The organism is Neorhizobium sp. 2083 (genome assembly GCF_031455615.1).
GTDB lineage: Bacteria > Pseudomonadota > Alphaproteobacteria > Rhizobiales > Rhizobiaceae > Neorhizobium.
The window spans coordinates 399,785-418,303 of record NZ_JAVDTC010000002.1 but is presented as its reverse complement, the minus strand read 5'-3'; the positions used below and the strand labels follow the sequence as shown (position 1 = coordinate 418,303).

The 18,519-nt window shown below is 64.0% G+C and carries 16 protein-coding genes; 10 read left to right on the top strand and 6 right to left on the bottom strand.

Annotated elements, in window-relative coordinates; translation table 11 throughout:
* Nucleotides 1-60: 60 nt before the first annotated feature.
* Complete coding sequence (locus tag J2X76_RS10205) at nt 61-1,422, bottom strand: amidase (RefSeq protein ID WP_310215564.1); 1,362 nt, start codon at nt 1,420-1,422, stop codon at nt 61-63.
* Between the two features lie 164 nt (nt 1,423-1,586).
* Between J2X76_RS10205 and J2X76_RS10200 the strand changes: the two genes are divergently transcribed.
* Nucleotides 1,587-1,889: a hypothetical protein gene (locus J2X76_RS10200; RefSeq protein WP_113126479.1), complete on the top strand. Its 303-nt coding sequence runs from the start codon at nt 1,587-1,589 to the stop codon at nt 1,887-1,889.
* Here the strand turns inward: J2X76_RS10200 and J2X76_RS10195 are convergent.
* The gene (locus J2X76_RS10195) at nt 1,886-2,749 is read right to left on the bottom strand and encodes a glycerophosphodiester phosphodiesterase family protein (RefSeq protein ID WP_310215562.1); all 864 of its coding nucleotides are present in this window, start codon (nt 2,747-2,749) and stop codon (nt 1,886-1,888) included. The two genes, J2X76_RS10200 and J2X76_RS10195, sit on opposite strands and share 4 nt — an antisense overlap.
* 204 nt (nt 2,750-2,953) lie before the next feature.
* Between J2X76_RS10195 and J2X76_RS10190 the strand changes: the two genes are divergently transcribed.
* From J2X76_RS10190 to J2X76_RS10180, 3 genes are all read left to right on the top strand, one after another.
* Nucleotides 2,954-3,373 (top strand): DUF983 domain-containing protein, encoded by a 420-nt coding sequence (locus J2X76_RS10190; protein ID WP_113126481.1) that lies wholly within the window; start codon nt 2,954-2,956, stop codon nt 3,371-3,373.
* Nucleotides 3,374-3,473: 100 nt separating this feature from the next.
* The gene (locus J2X76_RS10185; RefSeq protein WP_310215560.1) at nt 3,474-3,722 is read left to right on the top strand and encodes a hypothetical protein; all 249 of its coding nucleotides are present in this window, start codon (nt 3,474-3,476) and stop codon (nt 3,720-3,722) included.
* 139 nt (nt 3,723-3,861) lie between these two features.
* On the top strand, nt 3,862-4,719 hold the full coding sequence (locus J2X76_RS10180; protein WP_113126483.1) for an SDR family oxidoreductase: 858 nt from the start codon (nt 3,862-3,864) through the stop codon (nt 4,717-4,719).
* Between the two features lie 70 nt (nt 4,720-4,789).
* Here J2X76_RS10180 and J2X76_RS10175 read toward each other — a convergent pair whose 3' ends face one another.
* The 4 genes from J2X76_RS10175 to treZ form a co-directional block, all read right to left on the bottom strand.
* Nucleotides 4,790-5,074, bottom strand: coding sequence for a hypothetical protein (locus J2X76_RS10175; RefSeq protein ID WP_046603595.1), 285 nt, complete (start codon nt 5,072-5,074; stop codon nt 4,790-4,792).
* On the bottom strand, nt 5,071-6,399 hold the full coding sequence (locus tag J2X76_RS10170; RefSeq protein ID WP_310215556.1) for an NAD(P)/FAD-dependent oxidoreductase: 1,329 nt from the start codon (nt 6,397-6,399) through the stop codon (nt 5,071-5,073). Before J2X76_RS10170 ends, J2X76_RS10175 begins: the two co-directional genes overlap by 4 nt.
* 448 nt (nt 6,400-6,847) lie before the next feature.
* Nucleotides 6,848-9,391 (bottom strand): malto-oligosyltrehalose synthase, encoded by a 2,544-nt coding sequence (treY, locus tag J2X76_RS10165; RefSeq protein ID WP_310215554.1) that lies wholly within the window; start codon nt 9,389-9,391, stop codon nt 6,848-6,850.
* Nucleotides 9,388-11,190 (bottom strand): malto-oligosyltrehalose trehalohydrolase, encoded by a 1,803-nt coding sequence (gene treZ / locus J2X76_RS10160; RefSeq protein ID WP_310215552.1) that lies wholly within the window; start codon nt 11,188-11,190, stop codon nt 9,388-9,390. The genes treY and treZ overlap by 4 nt, the downstream gene beginning before the upstream one ends.
* Nucleotides 11,191-11,376: 186 nt before the next feature.
* On the opposite strand from treZ, the gene J2X76_RS10155 reads away from it, so the two are divergent.
* From J2X76_RS10155 to lpdA, 6 genes are all read left to right on the top strand, one after another.
* On the top strand, nt 11,377-12,507 hold the full coding sequence (locus J2X76_RS10155; RefSeq protein WP_310215549.1) for an acyl-CoA dehydrogenase family protein: 1,131 nt from the start codon (nt 11,377-11,379) through the stop codon (nt 12,505-12,507).
* A gap of 10 nt (nt 12,508-12,517) precedes the next feature.
* Nucleotides 12,518-13,285, top strand: a complete 768-nt coding sequence (locus tag J2X76_RS10150) for an SDR family NAD(P)-dependent oxidoreductase (protein ID WP_310215547.1) — start codon at nt 12,518-12,520, stop codon at nt 13,283-13,285.
* A gap of 38 nt (nt 13,286-13,323) precedes the next feature.
* The gene (locus J2X76_RS10145) at nt 13,324-14,556 is read left to right on the top strand and encodes a 3-methyl-2-oxobutanoate dehydrogenase (2-methylpropanoyl-transferring) subunit alpha (protein ID WP_310215544.1); all 1,233 of its coding nucleotides are present in this window, start codon (nt 13,324-13,326) and stop codon (nt 14,554-14,556) included.
* Nucleotides 14,557-14,743: 187 nt separating this feature from the next.
* The gene (locus J2X76_RS10140) at nt 14,744-15,757 is read left to right on the top strand and encodes an alpha-ketoacid dehydrogenase subunit beta (RefSeq protein ID WP_310215542.1); all 1,014 of its coding nucleotides are present in this window, start codon (nt 14,744-14,746) and stop codon (nt 15,755-15,757) included.
* Nucleotides 15,758-15,760: 3 nt separating this feature from the next.
* Nucleotides 15,761-17,080, top strand: a complete 1,320-nt coding sequence (locus J2X76_RS10135) for a dihydrolipoamide acetyltransferase family protein (RefSeq protein ID WP_310215539.1) — start codon at nt 15,761-15,763, stop codon at nt 17,078-17,080.
* Nucleotides 17,081-17,095: 15 nt separating this feature from the next.
* Nucleotides 17,096-18,493, top strand: a complete 1,398-nt coding sequence (gene lpdA / locus J2X76_RS10130) for a dihydrolipoyl dehydrogenase (RefSeq protein ID WP_310215537.1) — start codon at nt 17,096-17,098, stop codon at nt 18,491-18,493.
* Nucleotides 18,494-18,519 lie beyond the last annotated feature (26 nt).

Here is an 18,519-nt window from a genome sequence, read left to right as displayed (position 1 = left end):
AGCAATTGCCAAACATGCCGGGAGCGCCGCGATGCGCTGCGGCGCGGGCTGCCCGCCGTCCTAACCGCGAATGATTTCCTCATAAGCCATCGAAGCCTGCAGCAGCGGTTCGTCTCGGTTGGCATTGGCCGAAAGGAGGAAGCCGACGGGCATGTCCGCCTCGCCGGTGCCGCAGGGGATGGAGACGCCGCACCAGTCGAGGAAATTGCCGAAGCCGGTATTGCGCAGCGTCCTGCCGTTGGTGGCGAAGAACAGCTCGTCGTCCTTTTCGAGCGGTTCGATCGGCGGCGCCACATGGGCGACGGAGGGCATGGCGACGAAACGGTCGCCGATCAGGGCTTCGGTTTCGGCGATCATGCGGGCGCGGTTTTCGACGATGGCGATATAGTCGGACAGGCTGGTCTTTTCGCCGAGGCGGGTGCGGGCGACCACCCGGTGGTCCATCGCCGCGGCATCCGGGCCCGAGAGTCTCTCCCGATGCAGGGCGAATGCCTCGGCAGTGACCATCGGGCCGTATTTGGCCATCAGTTTCGGAAGCTCGTCGAAGGCCGGAAAGGCGAGGCGGGTGATCCTGGCTCCGGCCTTTGCAAGCCGTTCGATCGTGGCTTCGAAGGCCGCCACCACGCCGGGCTCGGCACCGTCGAAGACGATGTTGGTCGGAATGACGATGTCGAGCGGCTTTGCCGGCAGGCGGGCCACGTCGGGCGCTGCAAGCCCGCGCATGGCAGCATCCACCCAGACGGCGTCCTGCACCGTGCGGCAGAGAGGGCCGAGCGAATCGAGGCTCGTCGCGAGCGGATAGACGCCGTCCATCCGATAGCGGCCGCGGGTCGCCTTGTAGCCGACGATGCCATTGAAACCGGCCGGGATGCGGATCGAGCCTCCCGTATCGGTGCCCATCGCCACGGGTACCAGGCCGGCCGCAACCGCGACGGCCGAACCGGAGGAGGAGCCGCCGGGAATGCGTGGCGCATCCTTTCCATGCGGATTGTGCGGCGTGCCGTAATGCGGATTGATGCCGATGCCGGAAAAGGCGAACTCACTCATATTGGTGCGGCCGATCGCGACCATGCCCACCTGTTTCAGGAGGTCGACGATGGCGGCGTCCTTTGCCGCAGGCGGTGCCTGTCGCAGGACTTTCGAGCCGGCGGTGGTCGGCATGCCCTCGATGTCGAACAGATCCTTCCAGGCGATCGGAATACCGTCGAGCAGGCCGAGCGAGCGGCCCTCCTTCAGGCGCTTCGAGGCGGCACGGGCTTCCGCCGTGGCGCGCTCTTCGAGCAGCGAGACGAATACCGCCTTGTCCGGATAGGCCATTATGCCTGACAGCACCGCTTCCGTGACCTCGACCGGATCGACCTTGCGCATCTGGATGAGCGCGGAAAGTTCGGCGATCGACATGGCACCAAAGGATTTCGTCACGGCAGTCATTCTCCCCATTCCGTTACTGGCGGCCCACAGATGTATCGGATATTTTGTCGATGGGTAGAGGATTTATCGGCCCTGCTTGTGGCATGGAACTTCCCGCATATCGGCGAAGTTCAGTGAGTCCACCGCGTCAGCGGGATATCGGGAAGGATCAGCCCATGAAAAACATCATCGCCATCGCCGGTCTCGCGATCGCACTTGCCGGCTGCAGCACGGACGGCGGCGGAACCACCGGGGCCATCGACATCGGACCCGGCATCCAGCCGATACCCGGCAGTATCACCTATCGCGGCCAGCCGCGCACCAAGCTCACCAAGTCGCCGATCGGCAGCGTCGTGCCCCACGAGTTCCGCAACGAACTCGGCCAGCGGGTCGAGGAAAACTACATCATCCAGCCTGACCGCAGCCTCAAACTGGTCAGCCGGCGGGTCTATCGCGATCCGTTCGGCATCGACGACTAATTGGCTTCAGGCGCGATACGGGCCCAGGCGCGTTCTGTGGCGATCGGTTCGTCGGTCGTGATCTGATCCGGCTTCAATGCCATCAGGGCGGCGAATTGCCGTGCTTCTGCCTCGTCGAACCCCGCGTCCGGGCTTCGGAGGTTGAAGGTCCAGGCATCGACCAGCCTGCCGGCATCGTGGCAGAGGCCGATCAGATCGAGCCCGTCCTTCGCAGCCTGCAGCACCAGTTGCCAGGCCAGGTAGATGGTGTCCGGCTCCGTCGGGCCGGCAATATCTGCGCGCAGGTCCGTCTCCACGCCCTTGAGGCCCTGGTCCCGGTAGATGTCGACGAGCTTGTTGGTCGGGTCGATGCCGCGCTTGAGATCCGGCAGCCTGTTCTTGACGGCGACGATGAGATCGAGATCGGCGCCGCTGATGATGATCGAGGAGCCGGCGCCGGCGAAATATCCGGCGAGATGATCCACGCCGCGCGAGCCAACCGCCGCGAATTCGTCCTTCATGTCGAACTGCAGGAGGGCATCGGGATGGGCGGTCCGAAGCATGGTCGCAAGGTCTTCGCTGAGGATCGGCGGATGGCCGCCTTCCAATAGCGTCAGGCCGCGGATGGTTTCCGGCAAAGCCTCGCGGATGAGGCCGTGGCCGGTGGTCTCCCCTTCCAGTTCTTCGTCATGCAGGACGACGAAGCCGCCATCGGCGCGGACGCGCAGGTCGAGTTCGCTCGAGGCGCCGAGGCGAAAGCCCTCCGCCATGACGCCTGCCGAAAACAGCGGATCCTTGAAACTGCGGCGCAGGCGATGCCACTTCAGCCGGGTGAAATGGCCCTTATAGGCGATGCCGAGGCCTGAAAATTCTGAAGCCATGAAATTCCGTCTAAGGTGGGTGGCGGCGATTCGATCGATGCCAGACTATTGTTTTGGAGCTGCCTGCCATAGATCGATGACAGAATTTTCATGGCTGAGCCTCAAAAGCGGTGATTATCGCTATCGCGGAACGGCTTGTTATGAGGACCTGCCGGATAGTATCCCGAAAATACGCATTATCTCCTGTCACGAAAGGCAGATCTCATGTCCCATGACGCAAACTGGGCGCCTCTTCCTCCCACCAGCACCGGCCTGCGCGGTCGCTGCCCGCGTTGCGGCCAGGGGCATCTGTTCCAGGGGTTCCTGTCGCTGCGGCCAAGCTGCGAGGCCTGCGGCCTCGATTATTCTTTCGCCGATCCGGGGGATGGTCCCGCCTTCTTCGTCATGTGTTTCGGCTGCATCCCGAGCATAGCGCTTGCGGTGTGGATGGAGACCAGTTTCCAGCCGCCCTTCTGGGTACATCTGCTGATCTCGCTTCCCTTCCTGCTCCTCACTTGTCTCGCGCCGATGCGGCCCTTGAAAGGCTGGCTGGTGGCGAGCCAGTATTTCTACAAGGCCGGGCCGGGCAAGGTCGACAAGGGTCAAGGTCCGACGTCCCCCGGCGATGGTCGGGGCAACGGCTGACCGGCGCCGGCGCGTCAGACTTCCTGAACAAGCCTTGCCGGATGGTGAGGAACAATTTTCTCACAAAACCATTCGGCAGGGAGAATTCAAGGAGCATGCAATGTCCGATGCCGATGAAACCGAAATGGAAGTTCACCGAAGGTCGCTTGCGGTCGAAGGTGTGATGATGATGCTGATCGATGGGCTGGCCGCCCGCGGCACCATCTCGGCGGACGAGGCGGAGGACATGCTGCGGATCTTGTCGAAGAGTTCGGCGGCTTCGGCGGCAAGGGCTTCCGGTTCTCTTCGGATCGTACGCCAGCTGAAACGGCTGCGCCGCGGCGACGGTGCAATGACGCCGGGAGCGTGAATTCGAGGAAGCGCGGCGCAACGGCCAAGGGGCGCGGTCCGACGCACCTTTTCTTTTCCGTCCTGTGTTTGACCGGGAACATCTCCAGTCGGGGCCAGTTGGGGGAACTCTTTACGGCTTCAAAGACGAGGAAAGCTCCATGGCTCAGTACCCCACTCCGCCGTTTCCCGAACAGCAGCAGCCGATGCCGGGATTTACCGGACGCATGGATCCGGTGCCGGATCACGGCGAGCTCTCCTATCGCGGTTCTGGCCGCCTGGCCGGCAAGAGGGCGGTCATCACCGGCGGCGACAGCGGCATCGGCCGGGCGGTCGCGATCGCCTATGCGCGCGAGGGCGCCGATCTTTTGATTTCCTATCTCGACGAAGACGAGGATGCGGAGGACACCAGGCGCCTGATCGAAGAGGCCGGCCGCAAGGCGGTGCTGGTACGAGGCGACATCAAGACCGCGGCGCATTGCCGCTCGATCGTCGACCGGGCCGTCAAGGAGCTCGGCGGCATCGACATCCTCGTCAACAACGCCGCCCATCAGGCGACGTTTTCCGACATTGGAGACATCAGCGACGAGGAATGGGAGCTGACCTTTCAGGTCAACATCCACGCGATGTTCTATCTCACGAAAGCAGCGGTTCCCCATATGAAACCGGGCAGCGCGATCATCAATACGGCCTCGATCAATTCCGACAGTCCGAGCCCGACGCTGCTCGCCTATGCCACGACCAAGGGTGCGATCCAGAATTTCACCGCCGGGCTGGCGCAATTGCTGGCCGAAAAGGGCATCCGTGCCAATGCGGTCGCGCCGGGACCGATCTGGACACCGCTCATCCCCTCCACGATGACGGAGGATCGGGTGAAGAATTTCGGCAAGCAGGTGCCGATGCAGCGCCCCGGCCAGCCGGCCGAACTTGCCACGGCCTATGTGATGCTTGCCGATCCGCTCTCCAGCTACGTTTCCGGCGCGACGATCGCCGTCACCGGCGGCAAGCCCATCCTGTAGTCATGCTCTCCTCCCAACGAAGACAGCGGCGGCGTGGCTCACGCCGCCGTTCATGTCTTGGAGGGATGCGTCAGGTGCGGCGGCCGACTTCCCGCGCCAGATCCTCGAAACAGAACTTGGTACCCTGTTCGCTCGCTTCGTTGGCCAGAAGCAGCAGCCGGATCGGAAATGCGATCGCCTTCTGGTGGGACGTGGAGACGGCAAGCGGCTTGTCGTCGGCAAGCACCGTGCGTTCGGCTGCCTGCAGGGCGCCCTGGATTTCCCCGTGGGAGAGGACGCCCTTTTCGACCAGAAGCCGGTTGATCGCTGCGACTGCAAGATAGAGGCCTTCGAGCTGCGGATTGGCGGTGTTCATGTCTCTGTCCTTTGCGTGGAAGACGGAACGGAGGAGGCGGCATTTTCGTCGATCAGCCGGGCGCCGCGCTGCTGGGTCAGGTAACGCCAGATCCATTGGACGCTGACGAGCAGGCGCTTTTCGAAATTGACGAGAAGATAGACGTGGACGAGCGCCCAGAGGAACCATGCCAGCCGGCCTTTGAGCGTCCATTTGCCGAAATCGAAGATTGCGGCATTGCGGCCGATGACGGCCGTGTTGCCGCGATTGTGGAAGCGGAACGGCTCTGCCGGCCTGCCATCGAGAAGTTTCTCCCGCAGCGCCTTGCCGAGATACTGGCCCTGCTGCTTGGCGACCTGGGCAAGGGCCGGCAAGGGCTTGCCGTCTTCGCCAAGCCCCAGCGCCGTGTCGCCGATCGCAAAGATATCCGGAAAGCCGGTGATGGAAAGATCCGGTTCGACCGGAATGCGGCCACCCGCCTTGCCTTCGATGCCGAGCCATCTTGCCGAAGGGGCTGCCTTGACGCCCGCACCCCAGATGACGCAGCCGGTGCGGAAACGCTGCGAGCCGGCAACCACTTCGTCCTTGGTGACGGATTGGACGGCAAGGTTGGTCATCACCTCGACGCCCGCATTTTCCAGTGCTTTCATGGCGTATCGGGTGAGGTTGTCGGGAAAGGCGGCGAGGATTTTCGGGCCGGCCTCGATGAGGATGACCCGCATGTGATCCGGCTCCAGCCTGCGGAAGTCGCGGGCGATCATGAAATGGCCGAGCTCGGCGATCGCGCCGGCCATTTCGACGCCGGTCGGGCCGCCGCCGATGATGACGCTGGTGAGGAGGGCTTTTTTCTCCTCCGGGTCATGGGAAAGCTCCGCCTTCTCGAAGGCGAGCAGCAGGCGCTGGCGGATCAGCCGTGCCTCGTGGATGGTTTTCAGCCCGGGCGCCCAGGCGCGCCAGTCTTCGTGGCCGAAGTAATTGTAGTCCGAACCGGTGGCGATGACGAGGCGGTCGTAGGGAACCGACGTGCCGTTGTCCAGCATCACCGTCCTGGCGGCCGCATCGACGCCGGTGACTTCAGCCAGCATGACGTTGATGTTCCGGAAACGCCCGAGCGTGCGGCGGATCGGCTCGGATATGTCGGCGGGAGACAGCGCGGCGGTCGCGACCTGATAGAGAAGCGGCTGGAAGAGATTGTGGTTGCGCCGGTCGATCACGGTCACATCGATGGCACTGTTTCCGAGCGCTCCCGCGGTCGCCAGCCCGCCGAAACCGGCGCCGACGATGACGACGCGGGGCGGTTTGTTTTCGTTGCCCGTCATGCCGCTCTGAAAAGTCTCGCCGGCCATATTGCCCCACCCTGTTGGCGGAGCAGAGCTCCGCTGGACGCTCGTTCAACCCACGCCGGAGGCGTTTGTTCCGAGCCTATTTTGCCGGAACCTTTTACGTCCGTCGCCGTTCAATTTTACGACATCAACAGGAGAACGTCATGAACAGCATCGTTTGGTTGGTCGGCGCAGTCGTCATCGTCATCGCCGTTCTGAATCTCGTCGGGTTTGCTTGATTTATTGAATGAATCCAATCGGAAGCCATGCTTCCACCCGGAGCGAACTGAAAAGGAGACAGTCATGAACAGCATCGTATGGCTCGTGGGAGCCGTCGTTATCGTTCTCGCCGTTCTGTCCTTCATCGGCATAGGCTGATCGGTGTGAAGCAAGCTGAAGGATATGGATAAGGCGCCGTCCGCAGGGATCGGCGCCTTCTCTTTGTCGGCTTCACCTTCGAAGCGCCGGCGGATCACTCCGCCAGCAGAAGCGCGAAGGGATGGTCGGCGAACGCCCAGTTAATCGCAATGCGATCCTTGGGATCGATCACCTTGCCCGTGCAGACGTCGCGGTAGCGGCGATTGCCGAGCCGTTCGGGCAAGGCGACCTCGGTTTCCGCCCAGCGCTCCGATCGCGACGGAGCTAGCCCGGTATGGAGCGCGTTGATCACCAGTCGCGGCGCGACGACGACGAAGGCATCGTCCATATCGGCGCGCGCGAAGGCCAGGATATTGTCGGCTCGCTTGCCCGATGCCGTCAGGGGCAGGTATTCGCCCCTGCGGAACAGCGTCGGCGCCTCCTGGCGCACGCGCAGCAGGGTGGCGATGATATGCTGTTTCAGCCGGCCGCTCTGCCATTCCTCCTCCTGCGTGGAGGTAAGTTTTTCCCTTTCCGCCAGCCGTTGCCGCAGCATGCCGAAATCCGGTTCGCGGCGATTGTCCGGATCGACGAGGCTCAGGTCGAGGCTTTCGCTGCCCTGATAGATGTCCGGTACGCCGGGCGCCGTCAGCTTGACGATCGTCTGGGTAATGCCGTTGACGAGGCCGGCGCGGACGAACGGGCGGAGCGTATCGACGAAGTCCGTAAGAAAGGCCTGGTTGCCAGGCGACAGGAGGGTCCGGGCGTAATCCATGACCGCCTGTTCGTAGGCCTCGTTGGCCGTGCCCCAGTTGGTGCGCAGCTTTGCCTCGCGCAACGCCTTTCCGACATAGGCGAGGAAACGTGTCTGCAGCGCCTCGAGGCCCGCCGCGTCTCCTGCCTCGAGATCGTTCGGCCAGACGCCGGCGAGCGCCTGATACAGCATCCACTCGACCGCGGGTTCGGGGGCGGGGCCGTCATCGAGTGGCCGGACGGCGGATCTGTTCATGCCTCGCCAGCGGCCCACGGCATCGGCCCACAGGTCGGGGGCTTCGGTGATCGCATAGAGCCGGGCGCGGGCATCCTCGCCGCGCTTGGTGTCGTGGGTGGAGGTGCCCGACAGCGCGTCGGGCTGCCTTTCCAGCCGCGTCCGCATCTCCGTATGAAAGCGATCGAGCGAGTAGGCCCGGGGCAGGGGCTCGGCTCCGACCTCGTTGAGGGCGAGTGCCATGTGCTGACGGAAGAACAGCGTATCCTCCACAGACTTCGCCATCAGTGGACCGGTGAGCTGCTGGAACCGGGTGCGGAAAATCGAGGCCACGGGTGCTGCCACCGGTTCGACGTTGCCCGCCAGAACGCGTTCGAGGAAGGCGAGTGCGGCGTCCTCCGGCGGGTTCGGGCCGTTGCGCACCTTGTCGAGAACGTTCGCCAGCATTTCACGTCCTTCCGGCGGAAGGCCCTCCCGCGTGCCATAGGTGCGGTAGACCGGGAAAGCGACGAGCAGTTCCCGCAATGCCGTCTTTACCGTCGCCTCCGACAGCGCGGACCCGGGATCTTCCACGGATTGAACCTGCTTGGCGATATTGAGCAGCGTCGAAACCTCGCCGGCAAAATTGTTGTCGGCCATCAAGAGCTTCGCGGCGCGGAGTTCGGTTTCCATGTCCACCGGTTCGCCGATTGCCTTTTCATACGCGCTCCGCAGTTCGTCCAGCTTCCGGCCATCGACCAGCGCGTCGCTGACGGCCGCGATGAACTCGTAGCCGGTCGTGCCCGAGATCGGCCAGTCGCCAGGGATATGCTCGCCTTCGCCGAGGATCTTTTCGACGGTGATGTAGCATTCCGGCCCGGCCTCGTGCCGCAGGTGTTCGAGATAGGCTTTCGGATCTGCCAAGCCGTCGACATGGTCGACGCGAAGGCCATCGACCTTGCCGCTGTGGACGAGTTCGAGGATCAGCCGGTGGGTATCGTCGAACACGACATCGTCCTCCACCCGCACGCCGGCAAGCCCGGTGATCTCGAAGAAACGGCGATAGGAGAGTTCGCGCGGCGCATCCCGCCAGGACATCAGCCTGTAGGGTTGCCGGTCGTGCAGCCCGGCAATCGCCGCGCGATCGGTGATCTCCAGAGTTTCCTCCTCGCGGCCGGCGTAGCTCGCCGGCGTCAGCGGATAATACGTGTCGTAATAGGCCAAGGCGGGCTTGCCGTTCTCCGGATCGGCCTTGACGGCAATCTCGCCGGCGTCCAGCACCTTTTCGAACGTGTCGCCGAGGAAGGGCAAAGTCAGGCGTCGCGTCCAGTCGATGTCGAAATGGCGGGCGTATCGGCTCTTCTCGCCATTCTCGACGACGTCGCGCCACCAGGGGTTTTCAAGCGAGGCGGCCATGTGGTTCGGAACGATGTCGAGAATCAGCCCGAGGCCCTCGGCCTTCAGCGCCTTCACCATCCGTTCGAAACCGTCGCGGCCGCCGATCGCGGGATCGATCCCGTTGGCGTCGGTCACGTCGTAGCCGTGGGTCGAACCGGTCGTGGCGGTGAAGATCGGCGAGGCATAGAGATGGCTGATGCCGAGCCGCTTCAGATAGGGCACCAGCCCGATCGCGCGATCGAAGGTCATGCCGTTGCGGAACTGGAGGCGGTAGGTGGCGGTCGGGATCATCATTCGGCGGCTCCGGCGCGGACGAGGATGGAGTTGGGCGGCAGGTCCTTTGCCTGTTCGGGCCATGCGAAGATTGCCTTGCCGGGCATGTCCGGCGTCGCCTGCGCCTTCGCGCCAATGTTGATCGCCATCGAGAGCTTGCCGTCCGGGAAATCCCAGGAGACCGCGAGGAAACCCTTGTCCGCCTTCAACACCTTGCCGGAGCGGCCGCGGGCAGAGCCTAGAAGCGGCACAACGATCTCCTGCCGCAGCTTCAGGAGCGTTTTGGTGAATTCCAGCCAGTCCCTGCCGTCCGCGGCTTTGAGCTTCTTCCAATCGAGCTTGCTGACATCGAAGGTCTTTTGCGCATTCGGATCGGGAACCGTCTCGCCCTCGTGACCGGCATGGCCTTCGAATTCCTTGCGGCGGCCGTCGCGAACGGCCTTGGCAAGATCGCCGTGGAAATCGGTGAAGAACAGGAAGGGGTTGGTCTCGCCATATTCTTCACCCATGAACAGGAGCGGGATATGCGGCGACAGAATGAGCATGGCGAGGAGCGCCTTCACCCTGTCGGCGCCGGCCAGTTCGATCAACCGTTCGCCCTGCGCCCGATTGCCGACCTGGTCATGGTTCTGGATGAAATCGACGAAGGCGACCGGCGGCTGGTCGAGGCTCTGTACGCCGCGTTTTTTCCCGGTCTGAGGCGAGGTTTCACCCTGGTAGGCAAAACCTTCCGCCAGCGCCCGCGCCACGAGCTTTTCGGGCTCCTTGGCGAAGTCCTCGTAATAGGCATGCGTCTCGCCGGTCGCAAACACATGGGCTGCGTTGTGGAGGTCGTCGTTCCACTCGGCGGTGAATAGCGGCGCCCTGCCGTCTTCGGCGCGGGGGTGCAGGAACGTGACGTTGCGGCTGTCCTCCGTCGTCAGGTGGATGGCCCGCTCGGGGATCTCGGCGCGGATGCGCTCGGCGATCTCGATGAGAACGTGTTTTTCCGACGAATCGTCGATCTGGTCGATGGCGTCGAAGCGCAGCCCGTCGAGGTGGAATTCCTCCAGCCAGTAGAGCGCGCATTCGGTGATGTAGCGCCGCACCGGCTCGACATCATAGGCGATCGCCGCACCCCAGGGCGTCGTCTTCTCCTTGAGGAAGAAGTCGGGCGCCAGAAGCGGCAGATAGTTGCCCTCGGGGCCGAAATGGTTGAGCACGATGTCGAGCACCACCGTCAATCCGTGGCCGTGGGCGGCATCGATGAAAGCCTTGAAATCCTCCGGCGGGCCATAGGCGGCATGCGGCGCATAGAGAAGGACGCCGTCGTAACCCCAGCCTCGGTCGCCGCCGAAATGAGCGACAGGCATGACCTCGATCATGGTGATGCCGAGTTCGGCCAGATAGGGCAGTTTCTCGATCGCGGCCTTGAAAGTGCCTTGCTCGGTGAACGTGCCGATATGGAGTTCGTAGACGACCGTCTCCTCCCAGGGCCGCCCCGGCCATTCGGCATGCTGCCATGTATAGCTTGTCGGATCGATCACCAGCGAAGGGCCGTTGACGCCGTCCTTCTGCCCCCGTGAGGCGGGATCGGGCACGACCGTCCCGTCCGCAAGCACGTAGCTGTACTCCGAGCCGGGGGCGATGCCGGTGGCCAGCAGTTCGAACCAGCCGTCGTCGCTGCGGCTCATCTCCGTGTCGTCGCCGTTCAGCCTCAGCGTCACGATCTCCTGACCCGGCGCCCAGAGCCGGAATCTTACCTCGCCGGCCGCGACATATTCGGCTCCCCATGTCTTTGGAAAGGCACGAAACTCGGTAACGGCATTCAAGTCCGACATGCTGGCCTGCCCCTGGTTGAGAGAGACCGCCAAACGGTCGAAGTCGCTTCGAGTTCCATTGTGGGGCATACGCGCAACAAAATTGCGCGGCGGTGTAACAAATAACAAGTTCAAAGGAGTAGTCGGCGGCCCGGTTCGGCTCTAATTTAGCAGTCATGCAGGCGGTTTCGGGGAGGAGATCAGTGCATGCTGACTGAGGAGGAAGAGCTTATCCGCTCGACTGCCGCGGAGTTTTCCCGGGAGGTCCTGAAACCAGGCGCCGCGGCGCGCGACAAGTCGCACGCGATCGAGCCGGACGTGCTGAAACAGCTCGGTGAACTCGGGTTTCTCGGCATGCGGACGGCGGAGGAATGGGGCGGCGTCGGTTGTTCCTATGTCGCCTATGCCAGCGCCCTGATGGAGATCGCCGCCGGCGACGGCGCGATCTCGACGCTGGTCAGCGTCCACAATTCGCCGGTCTGCTCCCTCCTCGACATGCATGCTTCCGACGACCAGAAGGAACGGTTCCTGCGTCCGCTTGCCGAGGGCAGCCATATCGGCGCCTTTGCGCTGACCGAGGCCGATACCGGCTCGGACGCGGCGGCGATCCGCACCCGGGCCACGCGGGACGGCAGCGACTACGTAATCAACGGCTCGAAGATGTTCATCACCTCGGGCAAGATCGCCGGTACGGTGATCATCTTTGCCGTCACCGATCCGAGTGCCGGCAAACGCGGCATCTCGGCCTTCGTCACCTCGACGGATGTTCCCGGATTTTCGATCTCCAAGATCGAGGAGAAGCTGGGGCAGAAGGCGTCCGATACTGCCGCGCTGATGTTCGACAATATGCGCATCCCGGAAAGCCAGCGGATCGGCGCCGAGGGGGCAGGGCTGAAGATCGCGCTGTCGGGGCTGGAAGCGGGGCGGATCGGCATCGCGGCCCAATGCGTCGGCATGGCGCAGGCCGCCTTCGACGTGGCACTCACCTATGCGAAAGAGCGCAGGACTTTTGGAAAGCTGCTGCTCGATCACCAGGCGATCGCCTTCCGGCTGGCGGATGCGAAGACCCAGATTGAGGCAGCCCGACAACTCGTGCTGCATGCCGCAAGGCTGAAGGATCGCGGCGAGCCGTGTCTCGACGAGGCCTGCATGGCAAAGCTGTTCGCCTCTGAGATGGCCGAGAAAGTCTGTTCGGCGGCGATCCAGACGCTCGGCGGTTACGGCTATATTTCCGATTTCCCAGTCGAGCGCATCTATCGCGATGTCCGCGTCTGCCAGATCTACGAGGGCACGTCCGACATCCAGAAGATCATTATCGCCCGCGGGCTGGCGAACTGAGGAGGGCGGGATGCGGATCGAAGGCGGAAATTTCCTGGTGACCGGTGCGGCGTCCGGACTTGGGCTTGCGACAGCTAAAATGCTTGTCGAAGCCGGTGGTTGCGTCGCTTTGCTCGACCTTGACGAGACGAGCGGTCAGGCGAGAGCGGAGGAACTCGGCAAGGGCGCGGTCTTCGTGAAGACGGATGTGCGCAGCGGCGAGGCGGTGGAGAAAGCCGTCGCCGAGGCCGAGGCGGCCAACGGCCCGATCCGCGGGGCGGTTTGTTGCGCCGGCATCGCGCCATCGGAAAAGGTGCTCGGCAAGCAAGGCGTCCATGCGCTCGAAAGTTTCGCCCGCGCGCTGGAGATCAACACGATCGGCACGTTCAACGTGATCCGGCTGGCGGCGCAGGCGATCGCCAAAGCCGAGCCGAACGAGGAGGGCGAGCGCGGCGTGCTGGTCGCCACGGCTTCGGTCGCCGCCTATGACGGGCAGATCGGGCAGGCGGCCTATTCCGCGTCGAAGGCGGCGGTTGCCGGCATGACCCTGCCGATCGCCCGCGAGCTTGCCCGCGACGGCATCCGCATGATGACGATCGCGCCCGGCATATTCGAGACGCCGATGATGGCCGGATTTTCCGACGAGGTGCGCGCCTCGCTCGGCAAGTCGGTGCCGTTTCCGCCGCGGCTCGGACGGCCGGCGGAATTCGCGCGGCTGGTGCGCGACATCATCGAAAACCCGATGCTGAACGGCGAAGTGATCCGCCTCGACGGGGCGCTCCGGATGGCGCCGCGCTGAACGGCAAATTTTGATCGGTTCTTTGGGAGGAGAAACGAATGACGGATGGACAGAGACTGAGCCTGCATGTGCCCGAGCCGGAGGTACGGCCGGGCGGCAAGCCGGATTTCTCCAATGTGCCGATCCCCAAGGCCGGCTCGGTGCGACGGCCGGACGTGGATGTCGATCCGAAGGAGATCCGCGACCTCGCCTATTCGATCATCCGCGTGCTCGACCGCGAGGGCGAGGCCGTCGGCCCCTGGGCCGGCTCGCTGATATCAGAGGAACTGATGGAGGGGCTGAAGCACATGATGCTGCTGCGCGTCTTCGATCAGCGCATGCTGATGGCGCAGAGGCAGGGCAAGACGTCCTTCTACATGCAGCATCTCGGCGAGGAGGCGGTCTCCTGCGCCTTCCGCAAGGCGCTTCTGCCGGGCGACATGAACTTTCCGACCTATCGGCAGGCAGGCCTCTTGATCGCCGGCGGCTATCCGATGGTCGAGATGATGAACCAGATCTATTCCAACGATGCCGATCCTCTGAAGGGGCGGCAATTGCCGATCATGTATTCGTCGAAGGAATTCGGCTTCTTCACCATCTCCGGCAATCTCGCCACCCAATATGTACAGGCCGTCGGCTGGGCCATGGCGTCGGCGATCAAGAACGATACGAAGATCGCCGCTGCCTGGATCGGCGACGGATCGACGGCCGAGTCGGATTTTCATTCGGCGCTGGTCTTTGCCTCCACCTATCGGGCGCCCGTGGTCCTCAATGTCGTCAACAACCAATGGGCCATCTCGACCTTCCAGGGTGTTGCCCGCGGCGGTTCGGGCACGTTTGCCGCCCGCGGCCTTGGTTACGGCCTGCCGTCGCTGCGCGTCGACGGCAACGACTATCTCGCCGTGCACGCGGTCGCCAAATGGGCGGCGGATCGGGCGAGGCGCAATATCGGCCCGACGCTGGTCGAATACGTCACCTATCGCGTCGGCGCGCATTCCACCTCCGACGATCCCTCCGCCTATCGCCCGAAGGAGGAGTCGGAGGCGTGGCCGCTCGGCGATCCCGTCATCCGGTTAAAGAACCACCTGATCCGCATCGGCACTTGGAGCGAGGAACGCCACAAACAGATGGAGGCGGAAATCCGCGACACGGTTGTCGCCGCCCAGAAGGAGGCGGAGCGCCACGGCACGCTGCATTCCGGCGGCAGGCCTTCGATGCGGGACATGTTCGAAGGCGTCTACGCGGAAATGCCGCCGCATCTGAAGCGGCAGCGGCAGCAGGCGGGGGTGTGAGGATGATTGGCGTTTCCATTCAGCTCTGCCCCTCACCTGCCTGCCGGCATCCTCTCCCCGCGCGCGGGGAGAGGGGTCTTTACCGCAGCGCCGGCGTGCCCCCTTCGCCCCGTTTACGGGGAGAAGGTGCCCGGAGGGCGGATGAGGGGCATGTCCGCAGCGCCGAACTTTCCCCGGAGGCCCGCCCATGCCGCGGATGACGATGATCGAGGCGATCCGCAGTGCCATGGATGTCTCCATGGAGCGCGACGGTGATGTGGTCGTGTTCGGCGAGGATGTCGGTTATTTCGGCGGCGTCTTCCGCGGCACCCAGGGGCTGCAGCAGAAATACGGCAAGACGCGCTGCTTCGACGCGCCGATCAACGAATCCGGCATTGTCGGAGCGGCGATCGGCATGGCGGCCTATGGGCTCAAACCCTGCGTCGAGATCCAGTTCGCCGATTACATGTATCCGGCCTACGACCAGCTCACCCAGGAGGCGGCGCGGCTGCGTTACCGGTCCAACGGCGATTTCACCTGCGGCATCACCGTGCGCATGCCGACCGGCGGCGGCATCTTCGGCGGGCAGACGCATAGCCAGAGCCCGGAGGCGCTGTTCACCCATGTCTGCGGCCTGCAGGTCGTGGTGCCCTCCAATCCCTATGACGCCAAGGGCCTGCTGATCGCCTCGATCGAGAACCCGGACCCGGTGATCTTCCTCGAACCGAAGCGGCTCTATAACGGCCCCTTCGACGGCCATCACGACCGGCCGGTGACCTCCTGGGCGGGGCATCCGCTCGGCGAGGTGCCGGCCGAACATTACGTGGTGCCGCTCGGCAAGGCGGTGGTGCGGCGTCCGGGCTCGGCGGTGACAGTGCTTGCCTATGGCACGATGGTGCATGTGGCCGAGGCGACGGCCGAGGAAACCGGCATCGATGCCGAGATCATCGACCTGCGCACCCTCATGCCGCTCGACCTCGACACGATCGTCACCTCGGTGAAGAAGACCGGGCGATGCATGGTGGTGCACGAGGCGACGCTCACCTCCGGCTTCGGCGCGGAACTGGCGGCTTTGGTACAGGAGCACTGCTTCTACCATCTCGAAGCGCCGGTCATCCGGGTGGCGGGCTGGGACACGCCTTATCCGCATGCGCAGGAATGGGATTATTTTCCGGGGCCGGCCCGTGTCGGCCGGGCGCTGCGCGACATGATGGAGGCCTGAGACATGGCGGAAAAACTCATCAAGCTGCCGGACGTCGGCGAAGGCGTGGCGGAAGCCGAGCTGGTGGAATGGCACGTCAATGTCGGCGACCTGGTGCGCGAGGACATGGTGCTCGCCGCGGTGATGACCGGCAAGGCGACCGTCGAAATTCCGTCGCCGGTTGAAGGCGAGGTGACCTGGCGGCATGGCGAGGTGGGCGACGTGATCGCCACCGGTACCGTCATCCTCAAGATCAGGATCGCCGGTGAGGGGAGCGACGGCGAGGAGCCGGAGGCCGAGAACGGTGACCGCGGGGAGGAGCCACGGGTTAAACCGGTTGTTTTGCCCGTTGCAGCTCTCGAACAGGCTCTTGAGAAAAAGGTTGAATCTCTTAAACCAAAAGCTGAGATGGCTGCGCCGTCCCCTGTGGCCAAAGCTCCGCCTCATGCCGGCGCGCCCCGCGCCGAAGGTGAAAAACCGCTGGCGCCGCCGGCCGTCCGCCTTCGGGCCAAGGAAGCGGGCATCGACCTCCGGCAGGTGGCGGGCACAGGTCCGGCCGGGCGCATCAGCCATGAGGATCTGGATGCGTTCCTGAACAGCCAGGGTGGCGGCGGGGCTGTCGCCGCGGGCCTGCAGCCGAACAAGGCGGTGCAGGAGGTCAAGGTCGTCGGCCTGCGCCGCCGCATCGCCGAAAAGATGGCGCTGTCGAAATCCCGCATCCCCCACATCACCTATGTGGAGGAGATCGACATGACCGCGCTCGAAGAGCTGCGGACCCGCATGAACGGCACCCAGAAGCCCGGCCGGCCGAAACTCACCATCCTGCCCTTCCTGATGCGGGCGATGGTGAAGGCGCTCGGTGAGCAGCCGGGCATCAACGCGCTTTACGACGACGAGGCCGGTATCGTCCGTCAATATGGCGGCGTGCATATCGGTATTGCGGCGCAGACGCCCTCGGGTCTGGTCGTGCCGGTTGTGAAGCACGCCGAGGCGCGCGACATCTTTGACTGCGCCCGGGAAGTGGCACGCCTCAGCGATGCGGCCAAAAACGGCACCGCTTTGCGAGAGGAGCTGTCGGGGTCGACGATCACCATCAGCTCGCTCGGTGCGATGGGCGGCATCGTCTCGACGCCGGTCATCAACCACCCGGAAGTGGCGATCATCGGCGTCAACAAGCTCGCCGTCCGGCCGCATTGGGATGGCACGCAATTCGTGCCGCGCAAGATGATGAACCTGTCTTCCAGCTTCGATCACCGGGTGATCGACGGCTGGGATGCCGCGACATTCGTGCAGCGCCTGAAGGCGCTGATGGAAACGCCGGCGCTTATCTTCGTCGAGGAGTGAGGTGAGAGAACAACAATGAAAGAGATCACCTGCAAGCTTCTCGTCATCGGGGCCGGTCCGGGAGGTTATGTCTGCGCCATCCGGGCCGGCCAGCTGGGGGTAGACACCGTCATTGTCGAAATGGCGAAGCCGGGTGGCACCTGTCTCAATATCGGCTGCATTCCCTCCAAGGCGCTGATCCATGCGGCAGACGATTTCGCGAAGACCGTCGCGATGGCGGCGGGCCGGAATGCGATGGGCATCAAGGCCGATAACCCGGCCATCGACCTTGCAAAAACCATGGCCTGGAAGGACGGTATTACCGGCCGGCTGACGATGGGTGTGTCGAGTCTTCTCAAAAAGGCCGGCGTCAAGATCGTCGTCGGGCGGGCGAAATTCCGGGACGGCAAGACGGTCGCCGTGGAAACCGAAACCGGGGAGCAGGTCATCCGCGCCGAAAACATCGTCATTGCCACGGGTTCGGCGCCGGTCGAGCTGCCGATGCTGCCGTTCGGGGGCAAGGTCATTTCTTCGACCGGTGCGCTGTCGCTGACCGAGGTGCCGGAGAGGCTCGCGGTGGTCGGCGCCGGTTATATCGGCCTTGAACTCGGCATCGCCTTTGCCAAGCTCGGGTCGAAGGTGACGATCGTCGAAGCGCTCGACCGCATCCTGCCCCTCTACGATACGCAGCTTACCCAGCCCGTCGCCAGGCGGCTCGCGGCTTTGGGTGTCGAGGTTCTGCTCGGCACGAAGGTGAAAGGCCCGTCCTCAAATGGAGAGGCCTTGCTTGCGGAGACCGGCTCCGGCGAGGAAAGGCGTATCGCCGCAGACAGGATCCTCGTGACCGTCGGCCGCAAGCCGGTCACCGAAGGCTGGGGCCGCGAGGAGCTGGAGCTCGATACGGACGGCCGTTTCCTTCGGATCGACGAGCAGTGCCGCACCTCGATGCGCGGCATTTATGCAATCGGCGACGTGACCGGCGAGCCGATGCTGGCGCACCGGGCGATGGCGCAGGGCGAGATGGTGGCGGAGATCATCTCCGGTAAGCGAAGGTCCTGGGACAAGCGCGCCATTCCCGCGGTCTGCTTCACCGATCCGGAGATTGTTTCGGTCGGCATGTCGCCGGACGAAGCGAAGGCTGCGGGACGCGAGATCAAGATCGGCCAGTTCCCGTTTTCCGCCAACGGCCGGGCGATGACGCTGTCGGCGGAGGAAGGTTTCGTGCGGGTGGTGGCGCGGGCCGACAACCATCTTGTGCTGGGCATCCAGGGCGTAGGAGCGGGGATATCCGAACTCTCTGCGGCATTCGGGATCGCCGTCGAGATGGGCGCGCGGCTGGAGGATATCGCAGGCACGATCCACGCGCATCCGACACAGTCGGAGGCGTTTGCCGAGTCGGCGCTGAAGGCGCTGGGGCATGCGCTGCATGTGTGAGCATATGCCGGCAAGTTGCCGTGGAC